Origin of the sequence: Agitococcus lubricus, assembly GCF_003051055.1 — a bacterium.
GTDB classification, from domain to species: Bacteria; Pseudomonadota; Gammaproteobacteria; order Pseudomonadales; family Moraxellaceae; genus Agitococcus; species Agitococcus lubricus.
On the sequence record NZ_QAON01000013.1, the window covers coordinates 98,342 to 110,337 of the forward strand.

The following is an 11,996-nucleotide window of genomic DNA, read 5'->3' on the forward strand; positions in this document are numbered from 1 at the left end:
CAACCTTCCTAATTGCATAATCAGTCTAGGTTTTTCATGACTAAGTATATTTTTGTCACAGGCGGTGTGGTTTCTTCACTTGGTAAAGGTATTTCTGCTGCATCAATGGCTGCATTATTGGAAGCCCGTGGTTTACGCGTCACCATGACCAAAATGGACCCTTATATCAATGTTGACCCCGGCACCATGAGTCCTTATCAGCATGGTGAAGTCTTTGTCACCGAAGACGGTGCAGAAACGGACCTCGACTTAGGCTATTACGAGCGTTTTTTACGCCGTGCAAAAATGACACAAAACAATAATTTTACCAGTGGTCGTATTTACTCTGACGTTATCCAAAAAGAACGTCGTGGTGATTATTTAGGCGCGACGGTGCAAGTGATTCCCCATATCACCGATATGATTAAACACCGTATTCGTGAAGGGGCAAAAGGGTTTGATATTGCCATTATCGAAATTGGCGGTACAGCAGGCGACATCGAAGCCATGCCCTTTATGGAAGCGGTGCGCCAAATGCGTGTTGAGTTGGGCTTTCAAGGTTCCTTGTTAATGCACTTAACCTTAGTGCCTTATATTGCCTCCGCAGGTGAAACCAAAACCAAACCTACACAACATTCGGTCAAAGAATTACGTTCGATTGGTTTACAACCTGATATTTTAGTATGTCGCTCTGACCATACGATTTCTGAAGAATCACGCTCAAAAATTGCGAACTCAACCAATGTTGAATTACGCGCAGTGATTTTGGCCGAAGATGCACAAACCATTTACCAAATTCCCCGTAAATTCCATGAGCAAGGCTTAGACGAATTTATTTTAGAACGTTTTGGTTGGAAGTGTTTACCTGCCGATTTAAGTGACTGGGATGCGGTGGTCGATGGCTTATTGCATCCAACTCAAGAGGTCACGATTGCGATGGTGGGTAAATATGTAGAGTTGCCCGATGCGTATAAATCGTTAAACGAAGCCTTATTACATGCGGGTATTCATCATCATACCAAAGTCAAAATTGATTATGTTGATGCGGAATCTTTAGAAGAAATCGGTGTGCAACGTTTACAAGAGGCAGATGCGATTTTAGTACCAGGTGGTTTTGGTGATAGAGGCACCGAAGGCAAAATTCTTGCTGTGCAATATGCCCGTGAAAACAAAGTGCCCTACTTGGGTATTTGTTTGGGGATGCAAGTCGCTGTGATTGAATATGCGCGTCATGTCGCAGGCTTAAAAGGCGCCTATTCAACGGAGTTTAAGAAGCAACCGCATTTTCAACATCCTGTCATTGGTTTGATTACCGAGTGGGTAAATGAAAACGGCGAAGTTGAAACGCGCAGTGTGGACTCTAACTTGGGCGGTACGATGCGTTTAGGCGCACAGCAATGCCATTTGCAAGTAGACACTAAGGCACGCACAATTTATGGCGCAGATACGATTGTAGAACGTCATCGTCATCGTTATGAAGTGAACAATCAATATGTTGAGCGTTTAACACAAGCAGGATTGATTGTGTCTGGCCGTAGTGCCGATAACAGCTTAGTCGAAATGGTTGAAATTGCAGACCATCCGTGGTTTGTGGCTTGTCAATTCCATCCTGAGTTTACGAGTTCGCCACGCGGTGGTCATCCGTTATTCAGTAGTTTTATTGCGGCGGCTATGCAAGCTAAAAAATAATAATCTTAGCCTTAAGCAATCTATACTTAGGGCTAAATCCTTCTTCAAAAGGACATCATTCAGCACGGAGACAACCATGACGCAAAAAATAATTCAGCTTAATACGATTCAAATGGGCAATGAGTTACCGTTTGTTTTGTTTGGTGGCATGAATGTTTTAGAATCGCGCGATTTAGCTTTACGTATCTGCGAACACTATGTGACCGTGACACAAAAATTAGGCATCCCTTATGTGTTTAAGGCCTCGTTTGATAAAGCCAATCGTTCATCCGTGACATCGTACCGAGGGCCGGGTTTAGACGAAGGTTTAAAGATTTTTCAAGAAATCAAGCAGACTTTTAATGTCCCTATTATCACCGATGTACATGAACCTTACCAAGCGCAGCCTGTTGCTGAAGTCTGCGACATTATTCAATTACCTGCATTTTTATCTCGTCAAACTGATTTAGTGGTGGCGATGGCTAAAACAGGCGCAATTATCAATATCAAAAAAGCCCAGTTTTTAGCCCCACAAGAAATGAAACATATCCTCCAAAAATGCAATGAAGCAGGTAACGACCAACTCATATTGTGTGAGCGTGGCAGTAGCTTTGGTTACAATAATTTAGTGGTCGATATGCTGGGCTTTGGCACCATGAAAAAAATGGGTTATCCCGTTTTTTTTGACGTGACGCATTCTTTGCAAATGCCCGGTGGTTTACCCAATGCGGCAGGCGGTCGTCGCGCACAAGTCACTGAATTAGCACGTGCAGGCATGGCGGTTGGTTTAGCAGGCTTATTTTTAGAAGCCCATCCTGACCCAGAACAGGCCAAGTGTGATGGGCCTTGTGCCTTACGTTTATCGCAATTAGAAGGTTTTTTAAGTCAAGTTAAAGCGATTGATGACTTAGTCAAAAATTTCCCTGAATTAGATACCCATTAATACCTGTTGATTTGATAAGACGCTCAGTCTTATGAGTCATTAACCTTAAGGAGTTTGGATAATGAGCCAAATTATTGATATTCGCGCCCGTGAAATTTTAGATTCTCGTGGCAATCCTACCATTGAAGCCGATGTGATTTTAGAGTCAGGTGTGATGGGACGTGGTTGCGCGCCAAGTGGTGCATCGACTGGCTCTCGTGAAGCCTTAGAGTTACGTGATAAAGACGGTAAACGTTATTTGGGCAAAGGTGTATTAAATGCCGTTGCTAACGTCAACAGCCGTATTAGTGAGTTATTAGTGGGACGCTCGGTATTTGACCAAAGCGAAATCGACCGCGCCATGATTGCTTTAGATGGCACAGAAAACAAAAGTAACTTGGGCGCAAACGCCATGTTAGCCGTTTCTTTAGCCTGTGCCCGTGCTGCCGCCGCAGAGAAAAAAGTCCCCTTATATGAATACATTGCCAGCTTAAATAATCAAACCATCTTTACGATGCCAGTCCCGATGATGAACATCATCAACGGTGGCGAACATGCGGATAATACCGTTGATATTCAAGAGTTTATGATTGAGCCTGTTGGTTTTACCTCGTTTGCTGAAGCGTTACGTTGTGGTGCAGAAGTGTTTCATGCCTTAAAAAGCGTATTAAAAGCCCAAGGCTTAAATACCGCAGTGGGTGATGAAGGTGGTTTTGCCCCTAACTTACGCACCAACGAAGAAGCCTTGCAGATGATTATGCAAGCCATCGACAAAGCAGGCTATAAAGCAGGTGATAACGTCATGTTGGCTTTAGACTGTGCTTCGAGTGAATTTTACAAAGATGGTCGTTACCACTTAGAAGGTGAAGGTAAATCGTTTGATTCCGAAGGTTTTGCTGAATACTTATCGGGTTTAACCCGCCAATATCCCATTATCTCCATCGAAGATGGTTTGGATGAATCTGATTGGGCAGGTTGGAAAGTGTTAACCGACAAAATTGGTGAAAAAGTGCAGTTGGTGGGTGACGATTTATTTGTGACTAATCCAAGTATTTTACAACGTGGTATTAACGAAGGTGTTGCCAACTCCATTTTAATCAAATATAACCAAATTGGTACCTTAACCGAAACTTTAGAAGCCATTTACTTGGCTAAAAGTAATGGTTATACCACCGTTATTTCTCACCGTTCTGGTGAAACCGAAGATTCAACCATTGCTGATTTAGCCGTTGCGACCGCAGCAGGCCAAATCAAAACGGGTTCATTGTGCCGTTCTGACCGTGTGTCTAAGTACAACCAATTATTACGTATTGAGCAAGAGTTAGATGGTTTAGCGGCTTATCGCGGTAGAGCGGAGTTTCGCGGTTTACGTTAATCTAAGTTAAGATTTAGCGTCAAGAAGCCGTTTTAATTAACTGAATTAGAACGGCTTTTTAGTTTTTAGTGTTAATACTGATTCAGTCATAAGGCTATGGCATGTTAAATTCATTATTTGGTCGACTGCTTATTTTGATGTCGGCACTCATTTTTTGTACTCTACAAAGCCTATTATGGATTGGTGATGGTGGACTGTTAGATTATCAGGATTTACTGAGACAAATAGAGCAACAAAAAGATGAAAATGCACGTTTAACTGAGCGCAATCAAATCTTACAAGCAGAAATCAATGACCTAAAAAATGGTACAGAATCCATTGAAGAGCATGCACGTTTAGATTTAGGTATGGTTAAACAAGGTGAAACATTTTTTCGGGTTGTTAAAGCAACGGTGGTTGCACCAACACCGACAGAGCAAACACCTTGAACTATTGGCTAATCATGCCTGCGGCAGGCACAGGTAAGCGTTTTGGCGCAGATAAACCCAAGCAGTACTTAGCGCTAGGTCAGAAAACGGTCATGCAATGTACGGTAGACCGCTTAACCCAGTTATCACAAATCCAACAAGTGATTATCCCTATTCATCCACAAGATAACTTTGTTCATCAGTTAGCGTTTCAACAGCCTGAAAAAATACGATTTGTTATGGGAGGTGCGGAGCGTTCTGACTCTGTATTAGCAGGATTAAGAGCCATTCAAACACAAGCACACGCGCAAGATTGGGTCTTGGTACATGATGTCGCACGACCTTGTGTGCGGTTAAGTGATATCCAACGTTTATTTGAGCAGTTAGCGCATGATGAAGTGGGGGGAATTTTAGCCAATCAAGTGCGTGATACCATTAAGCAAGGCACAGCAGAACAAAAAATTTCGCATACTGTCCCACGTCAGCAACTATGGCAGGCACTGACACCGCAAATGTTTCGGTTCGAGTTATTATTCAAGGCCTTGATGCAAGCGCAACAACAAGGCTTACAAGTTACAGATGAAGCCTCCGCGATTGAATTATTAGGGTATCAGCCACGCTTGATAGCAGGTGCTTATGACAATCTTAAAATTACCTATTTTGAAGACTTAGCCTTGGCAGAATATTTATTAGATAGGCAGAAAATATGAAATATCCTCGTATTGGGCATGGTATAGATGTGCATCGTTTTGGGGAAGGTGGCAGTATCACCTTAGCAGGTGTAAATATCGCTCATAGTCAGGGTTTAGTGGCACACTCGGACGGAGATGTTGCTCTACATGCGTTATGTGATGCGTTATTGGGGGCGTTAGCCTTGGGAGATATTGGTAAACATTTTCCTGATACCGACATGGCCTATAAAAATGCCGATAGCCGTGTGTTATTACGCCGAGTATTTGCTTTAGTACAGGAAAAAGGTTATCAACTGGGGAATTGTGATTTAACGATTTTGGCTGAAAAGCCTAAGTTGGCACCACATATAGCCCTAATGCAGCAGCGTATCGCTGAGGACTTAGCAAGTACGTCGGACTCTGTGAGTATTAAAGCAACAACCACCGAAAAATTAGGTTTTGTTGGACGACAAGAGGGCATAGAAGCCCACGCAGTGGTATTGTTAGTCCCTATATCAGGCTCATAGCATCTTTGTTCATTTCTCCTTTCTAATTGAGTATAAAATGCATATTTTACTGAGTAATGATGATGGCGTTTTTGCACCAGGCTTGGCTGCCTTGGCAGAGAGTTTAAGCCGTATTGCAAAAGTCACCGTCATGGCACCAGAAACTGAACGCAGTGGTTATTCCAGCGCCTTAACCTTAGACCGTCCTTTGCGTCCAATACAATTAGATAATGGTTTTTGGTCGGTGAATGGTACTCCTGCGGATTGTGTGTATTTAGCCCTCAATGGTTTTTTTGACGATGAGCCAGATTTTGTTGTCACAGGCATTAATTCAGGTGCAAATTTGGGTGATGATGTCATTTATTCAGGTACGGTAGGTGCTGCCTTAGAAGGTCGGTTTTTAGGTAAACCTGCTTTGGCCGTGTCGTTAGCAGGGGCTAAGGTTAAACATCATACAGAGCCTTCAGCGTTTGCTGTCGCTGCAGACCTTGTCAAAGCATTAATTGAACATTGGCATGAGCTCAACTTACCTGCACACAATATTATCAACATGAATGTGCCAGATTTACCCATAGAGGCAATTAAAGGCTTTAAATTGACCCAGTTAGGTAAACGCCAGCGTGGTTTATCGGTGCAAAAAAGCCATGACCCTAGAGGACGAGCCGTATATTGGATTGGTTTAATGGGCGAGCCTGAGCCTGCGCATAAAGATACTGATTTTGCCGTGATTGAGCAGGGCTACGTCAGTTTGACACCATTACAAACCGACCTTACCAGCCATGAAGCCTTACCACCTTTAGCGGACTGGTTAGTAAAAAAGCAGGGTTAGAAAACAATATTTTACATGAAATTAACGCTGTTATTACTTGATTTTAATTGAGAATTAGCTTTTAGTAAGCTGCGTTTTGTGCTTATTCAACTGGGGTCTATTGTAGGCTTCGACTATCGTTTAGAGAGTGTAAACAGTGTATGTCAGTTTTGCTTCTTATGCCAAAAAATTCATGGTTAGCGCCCACCTTAGTTGCGTTATTAATGACAGGATGTGCCTCTGTATCTAAAAAAGAAGCAACACCACCTGCACCCAATACAAACGCTGTTAAAACCGAAAAGCCCAAATTGACACAGGCTGCACCGCCAACGTATCGGGTTAAAGCAGGCGATACCCTGTATTCTATTTCGGTGAGATTTGATAAAGATTATCGAGAATTAGCTAAAATCAATAATCTCGATGAAAAATTCACTATCTATGTTGACCAGCAACTACGCTTAGATACCGCTGATGCAGATACGCCTGCACCTGCTACCGTCCCTGCAACTAAGCCTATCCCAAGTAATAAGCCGATTGTCGCCACCCCCATTAAAGACCCTACACCTAGTACAACGGTCGCCAAAAAGCCAGCGGAAACAGTCGTTAAAAATACGCCGTCTGTCGGCACAAACGTGCAAGCAATCAGTAAAAGTGGTTCACTGACTTGGAGTTGGCCAATAACTGGTCAGCTACTTAAGCGGTTTAGTAGTGAAGGTGTTGGCAGTAAAGGCATCGACATTGCTGGTAAACGCGGTGATATTGTTAAAGCATCCGCTGATGGTGTAGTTGTTTATGCTGGTGAAGGCTTAGTCGGATACGGTAAATTGATTATCCTTCGCCATAATGATGAATACATCACAGCCTATGCCCACAATGACCGACTTATTGCTAGTGAAGGGCAAAGAGTTAAACTGGGGCAAACGATTGCTGAAGTAGGTTCTACGGGTACAGATAGAGATAAATTACATTTTGAGATTCGTTATAAGGGTAAACCCATTGATCCATTAACCATTTTGCCAAATTAAGATTGCGATACTGCTCACCCTTTGCTTATTTTAGCAATAAAGGGGCTATAGCTAATTCAGATAAATATAAAGACTAACAGAAAGAAATTTCAGTTAATAATGTATTTATCCTCTGACTAAAGCGCTATCAGTTCTACCCAATATGGGGAGGCAGTATCATGACAACACAAAAATCAACAGCAATAAAAAATAAAAAAACACCTGTCACACACGCTACCGATGCCACACAGCTTTATCTGCATGACATCGGTATTTCACCTCTGCTATCAGCAGAAGAAGAAGTGCATTTTGCCCGACTGGCAAAGGAAGGTGTCGAAAGTGCTAGACGTAGAATGATTGAAAGCAATCTGCGCTTAGTGGTCAAAATCGCCCGTCGCTATGCTAATCGTGGCCTATCATTTTTAGATTTAATTGAAGAAGGGAATTTGGGTCTGATTCATGCGGTTGAAAAATTCGACCCTGAGCGAGGATTCCGATTTTCAACCTATGCCACTTGGTGGATTAGACAAACGATTGAGCGGGCGCTGATGAGTCAAACCCGCACCGTTAGATTACCCGTTCATATTGTCAAAGAGCTAAATTTATATTTACGAGCCGCTCGTGAATTGAGTCAAAAACTCGACCACGAACCCAGTGCCGAAGAAATAGCAACATTATTAGATAAGCCGATTTCAACAGTCGAACAAATGCTCGGCTTAACAGAAAAAGTTACCTCGATTGATAGTAGTTTTGCCTCCGATAATGATAAAAGTCTCCTAGATACTTTATCTGACCCACATACGCCTGACCCAGCAGATGCTATACAAAACAATGAATTAAGTCATAGTCTTGAACATTGGTTAGAGCAATTGCCTGAGCGTCAGCGTGAAGTACTCATGCGTCGTTTTGGTTTGGCTGGTTTTGAAGCTGCCACACTGGAAACGGTGGGAGAGCAAATCGGATTGACACGCGAACGTGTACGTCAAATACAGGTAGATGCCTTACGTCGTCTGCGCGAAATTTTAATGCGTGAGGGATTGTCGGCTGAGACTTTGTTTGAAAATACCTTGCATTAGTCATTTGAGCTATGAACACCTAATCACCCATAGCTAGACGTAAAAAGGATGCTCTTGCAGCCGCGTCTAGTTGTTGGTTGACGAGGGAAAATGGCTCTTTACAAGGCAACTGAAGCATCAAGCCATGAATTTGTGTTGCTATCATGAGGGCACGCAGCTTACATTCTTCGTAACTTAAAGCGGGGTTTAGCCCATAAATTAATTTTGTTAACTCTTTTTGCTCACGAATTTGTAAAGTTTGTATAAGTTCGGCAGCCACAGTTAATCTACCCGCTAATGCCCAAATTTCCACAAAAACACTGTACATTTCAGGGCGCTTTATCTCGATTAATAACATATCCATAATCGCCATAAAGCGTTCAAGAGGACTATGGTGTGGCATGGATTGTAAAATATAGGCAATGCGTTGTTGGTAATCATCTAAGATATAAATCAGCAGAGCTTCTAAGAGTAACTCTTTGTTTTTATAGTAATGTTGCACTGTGCTTAAATGGATGTTTAGCCGATTAGCAACCCCTCGCATGCTTAATCCCGCATAGCCTTGTTCAATAAAAATTTGTTGTGCGGCTAGCAAAATTTCTTGTGCTCGTAATAAACCTTTATCTGTGGTATTGGAGATTTTGTCATCTAGAGTCGGGATAGAATGGAGCATAATGATAAAAATCGTTTTCTATAGTCAATAAACCCTATTGTGCCATCTTTGTCCGCATTGACAAATAGGTCGACTGACCGATAGTATTATTTATAGGTCAAATGACCTATAAAGTCTAATCTAGTTAAAGACAACAGCCCTTATTTAATCCGATAAGCTGCCTAAACCCTGTGATATTTTGATGCGGTGAGAGTAAATATGATTAATCAACGTTCGCCTTGGATGGATGCCGATTTAGAGTTGTATCGTTCAACGGTACGTCGTTTTGTACAAACTGAAATTGCGACACATGCAGAAAAATGGCGTAAACAGCAGCATGTCGACCGTGATTTATGGCGTAAAGCAGGCGAGTTAGGGATTTTACTCGCCGATATCAGTGACGAACATGGTGGAAGTGGCGGTACGTATGCACACATGGCTATTTTGTTTGAAGAGTTAGCCTATGCAGGTGATAGTGCCTTTGGGGTACATGTCCATGCAATTGCTGCTCACTATATTTTGAATCAAGGTACAGAAGAGCAAAAACGTAAATACTTACCCTTATTAGCGTCTGGCGAAATGGTCGGCGCAATTGCCATGTCCGAACCCAATGCAGGCTCAGATTTACAAGGTATACGTACGACCGCTGTACGCGATGGGGATGATTACATTATTAATGGCTCTAAGATTTTCATTTCTAATGGCTATTTAGCCGATTTAATAGTTGTGGTGACCAAAACCGATAGCAAAGCAGGGTCTAAAGGTGTTTCTTTATTTTTATTAGAAACCAAAGGAGCAGCAGGTTTTGAAGTCGGTCGAATTTTAGAAAAGCTCGGTCAAAAAGGCCAAGATACGTGTGAATTATTTTTTAATAATGTCCGTATCCCCGCAGCCAACTTATTAGGGGGTGTCGAAGGCAAAGGTTTTGCACATTTAATGAGTGAGTTACCGTATGAACGCATTATGTTAGGCGTCTCTGCGGTCGCGCGCGTGGAACGCGCTTTGGCCTTGACCATTGATTATACTAAAGAGCGAAAAGCCTTTGGTAAGCCTGTTTTTGAAATGCAAAATACGCGCTTCAAATTAGCAGAAATGAAAACTGAAGCGGTCATTGCCCGCACGTTTATTGACGATTGCATTCAACGTGTGATTGACGGCACGATGGATACGACGATTGCCTCAATGGCGAAACTATGGTGCAGTGAATTAGAGTGTAAAGTCATGGATGAGTGTGTGCAGTTGTTTGGGGGTTATGGTTATATGTTGGAGTATCCTATTACACAAATGTATGCTGATGCACGTGTTCAACGTATCTATGGTGGTACGAGTGAAATTATGAAAGAAATCATTGCTCGCTCTTTGTAGTCGACTGTTGATATTGAACATATTCAACAGGCTTTATCTCATAAATCAATGGCTGTTAGAATTGACAGTCATTGATAAGGATGCTTTATGACTTAGAGATATCATGTGTTGAATAAGCAAATAAATACGAATTTTCTAAAGGAATACCCCTAACATAAAAGCGCAGTAAAGCCGCTAATTGATAAGAAACCCTCCTTAAAAAGTTATTTATATGACCCTGTATTAGGCGCTTTGGGGGTTGAAATGTCCCCAAATCACAAGTTTTTGACCTCAAATAACCTGTTATCGGACGCTCGGTATGTTAATGTCAAGCGACAACGAATAAAAGGTTTGACTATATGACACATGCTTTACAACACATTGAAAAAGCGCTAGTACATGAAATTGCCCCTGCTTATGTTGCATCTGCTCCCAAAGCCTGTCCTCAAGCGATTCGCCAATGGCGCCCAACAGGACAAGTATGGCCTATGCTGCGGGAACTTCAGGGACGCGTCATTGGTTTGCGTAAATGTCGTATGGAAGTAGATGGTGCAACCATGGTTTGGCTAGAAGGTGGCAATCCGCATGGTGAAGCCGTGGTTTTATTACACGGATTTGCCTCTAGTAAAGAGAACTGGTTGTTATTATTACCTTTTTTAGCTAAGCGTTATCGCTTATATGTACCCGACTTACCTGCATGGGGCGAAAGCCATTTTCGCCATGAAAAAGTATATGGTCTAGATCAACAAGCAGACCGTATTGCGCAATGGGCAAGACAGATATTGCCACATAAAGCGCATTTTGTTGGGAGTTCGATGGGTGGCGGTATCGCTGGATTGGTGGCAGCACGTCATCCTGATATTACAGCGACACTGACCTTAATGAATGCGGCGGGGGTCAAAGGTAATCAAGGCTCGACTGCTTTTGAACGCGGCTTATTATTAGGAAGAAATACCTTAGTGCCTAATAATTATGCCGAAGTAGTAAGATTATTTAGCACTGTGCTAGAACGTAACCGTACGGCTTTATCATTGGTATTGGCGTCAGCCATGGGGCAAGAAATGGTGTCACGTCGCCATGTCAATCGTCATTTGTTTCATCACATGATAGCGCATTCCTTGCATGATGAGCGACAAGGTGTATCTGCAGTCCAAGTACCCACATTAATTTTATGGGGTGAAGCAGACCAAGTACTGCACCATTCTTGCGTAGAAACATTTCAACAACTTATTCCTCATGCCCGCGTCCGTAAATTAGCCGATGTTGGTCATTTACCGATGGTAGACGTTCCTGCAACTACGGCGAAACACCTCAATCGTTTTTGGTTTGAGAGTCGTTTGGTTAAATAACATAAAATACGATACTTCCAGCAAAAGCAGAGCATTTTTGTCAAAATGCAGCAATTTTTATCTCTCTCCCGTAAGGAGAGAGATATTACTGTAGTCCACTGAGTCGTATAAACTTTTTGTCCTTTGGGTTACTTAACATCGATTAGTGCGTCGCATAACAGTGTAATGGTTTAATAGAACAGGACACTTTGATAGGTAGTATTTATACTGCAAGTAGAGGTGTTTATGAAAGCAACGAAGTCAATGAAAAAGCCGA

At 42.3% G+C, this 11,996-nt stretch carries 12 protein-coding genes; 11 read left to right on the forward strand and 1 reads right to left on the reverse strand.

Going from position 1 to position 11,996, the window contains the following annotated elements:
• Positions 1-36: 36 nt before the first annotated feature.
• The 9 genes from C8N29_RS12655 (at position 37) to rpoS (ending at position 8,416) form a co-directional block, all read left to right on the forward strand.
• Positions 37-1,668 carry a CTP synthase gene (locus tag C8N29_RS12655; protein ID WP_107866428.1) on the forward strand — a complete coding sequence of 544 codons (1,632 nt, stop codon included), beginning with the start codon at positions 37-39 and terminating at the stop codon, positions 1,666-1,668.
• Between the two features lie 76 nt (positions 1,669-1,744).
• Positions 1,745-2,590, forward strand: a complete 846-nt coding sequence (kdsA, locus tag C8N29_RS12660) for a 3-deoxy-8-phosphooctulonate synthase (protein ID WP_107866429.1) — start codon at positions 1,745-1,747, stop codon at positions 2,588-2,590.
• A 61-nt stretch (positions 2,591-2,651) separates the two neighbouring features.
• Positions 2,652-3,944, forward strand: coding sequence for a phosphopyruvate hydratase (gene eno / locus C8N29_RS12665; RefSeq protein WP_107866430.1), 1,293 nt, complete (start codon positions 2,652-2,654; stop codon positions 3,942-3,944).
• Between the two features lie 101 nt (positions 3,945-4,045).
• Entirely contained in the window at positions 4,046-4,372 is a 327-nt protein-coding gene (ftsB, locus tag C8N29_RS12670; RefSeq protein ID WP_107866431.1) for a cell division protein FtsB, read from the forward strand.
• Entirely contained in the window at positions 4,369-5,061 is a 693-nt protein-coding gene (gene ispD / locus C8N29_RS12675; protein ID WP_204509352.1) for a 2-C-methyl-D-erythritol 4-phosphate cytidylyltransferase, read from the forward strand. Before ftsB ends, ispD begins: the two co-directional genes overlap by 4 nt.
• Positions 5,058-5,549: a 2-C-methyl-D-erythritol 2,4-cyclodiphosphate synthase gene (gene ispF / locus C8N29_RS12680; RefSeq protein WP_107866433.1), complete on the forward strand. Its 492-nt coding sequence runs from the start codon at positions 5,058-5,060 to the stop codon at positions 5,547-5,549. The genes ispD and ispF overlap by 4 nt, the downstream gene beginning before the upstream one ends.
• A gap of 37 nt (positions 5,550-5,586) precedes the next feature.
• Entirely contained in the window at positions 5,587-6,357 is a 771-nt protein-coding gene (gene surE, locus C8N29_RS12685) for a 5'/3'-nucleotidase SurE (protein ID WP_107866434.1), read from the forward strand.
• Positions 6,358-6,515: 158 nt separating this feature from the next.
• Positions 6,516-7,361 carry a peptidoglycan DD-metalloendopeptidase family protein gene (locus C8N29_RS12690; RefSeq protein WP_239987168.1) on the forward strand — a complete coding sequence of 282 codons (846 nt, stop codon included), beginning with the start codon at positions 6,516-6,518 and terminating at the stop codon, positions 7,359-7,361.
• Between the two features lie 158 nt (positions 7,362-7,519).
• Complete coding sequence (rpoS, locus tag C8N29_RS12695; protein ID WP_107866436.1) at positions 7,520-8,416, forward strand: RNA polymerase sigma factor RpoS; 897 nt, start codon at positions 7,520-7,522, stop codon at positions 8,414-8,416.
• A 19-nt stretch (positions 8,417-8,435) separates the two neighbouring features.
• On the opposite strand, the gene C8N29_RS12700 is transcribed toward rpoS, so the two are convergent.
• The gene (locus tag C8N29_RS12700) at positions 8,436-9,068 is read right to left on the reverse strand and encodes a TetR/AcrR family transcriptional regulator (RefSeq protein WP_107866437.1); all 633 of its coding nucleotides are present in this window, start codon (positions 9,066-9,068) and stop codon (positions 8,436-8,438) included.
• Between the two features lie 198 nt (positions 9,069-9,266).
• On the opposite strand from C8N29_RS12700, the gene C8N29_RS12705 reads away from it, so the two are divergent.
• Positions 9,267-10,412: an acyl-CoA dehydrogenase family protein gene (locus C8N29_RS12705; protein WP_204509353.1), complete on the forward strand. Its 1,146-nt coding sequence runs from the start codon at positions 9,267-9,269 to the stop codon at positions 10,410-10,412.
• Positions 10,413-10,750: 338 nt separating this feature from the next.
• Positions 10,751-11,740 carry an alpha/beta fold hydrolase gene (locus tag C8N29_RS12710; protein ID WP_107866438.1) on the forward strand — a complete coding sequence of 330 codons (990 nt, stop codon included), beginning with the start codon at positions 10,751-10,753 and terminating at the stop codon, positions 11,738-11,740.
• Positions 11,741-11,996 lie beyond the last annotated feature (256 nt).

Excerpts from the sequence above, each read along its gene's own strand:
- ftsB (WP_107866431.1), top strand. The coding sequence starts at position 4,046 with ATGTTAAATTCATTATTTGGTCGACTGCTTATTTTGATGTCGGCACTC.
- kdsA (WP_107866429.1), top strand. The coding sequence starts at position 1,745 with ATGACGCAAAAAATAATTCAGCTTAATACGATTCAAATGGGCAATGAG.
- eno (WP_107866430.1), top strand. The coding sequence starts at position 2,652 with ATGAGCCAAATTATTGATATTCGCGCCCGTGAAATTTTAGATTCTCGT.
- rpoS (WP_107866436.1), top strand. The coding sequence starts at position 7,520 with ATGACAACACAAAAATCAACAGCAATAAAAAATAAAAAAACACCTGTC.
- C8N29_RS12690 (WP_239987168.1), top strand. The coding sequence starts at position 6,516 with ATGCCAAAAAATTCATGGTTAGCGCCCACCTTAGTTGCGTTATTAATG.
- C8N29_RS12655 (WP_107866428.1), top strand. The coding sequence starts at position 37 with ATGACTAAGTATATTTTTGTCACAGGCGGTGTGGTTTCTTCACTTGGT.
- C8N29_RS12705 (WP_204509353.1), top strand. The coding sequence starts at position 9,267 with ATGATTAATCAACGTTCGCCTTGGATGGATGCCGATTTAGAGTTGTAT.
- ispF (WP_107866433.1), top strand. The coding sequence starts at position 5,058 with ATGAAATATCCTCGTATTGGGCATGGTATAGATGTGCATCGTTTTGGG.
- surE (WP_107866434.1), top strand. The coding sequence starts at position 5,587 with ATGCATATTTTACTGAGTAATGATGATGGCGTTTTTGCACCAGGCTTG.
- C8N29_RS12710 (WP_107866438.1), top strand. The coding sequence starts at position 10,751 with ATGACACATGCTTTACAACACATTGAAAAAGCGCTAGTACATGAAATT.
- C8N29_RS12700 (WP_107866437.1), bottom strand. The coding sequence starts at position 9,068 with ATGCTCCATTCTATCCCGACTCTAGATGACAAAATCTCCAATACCACA.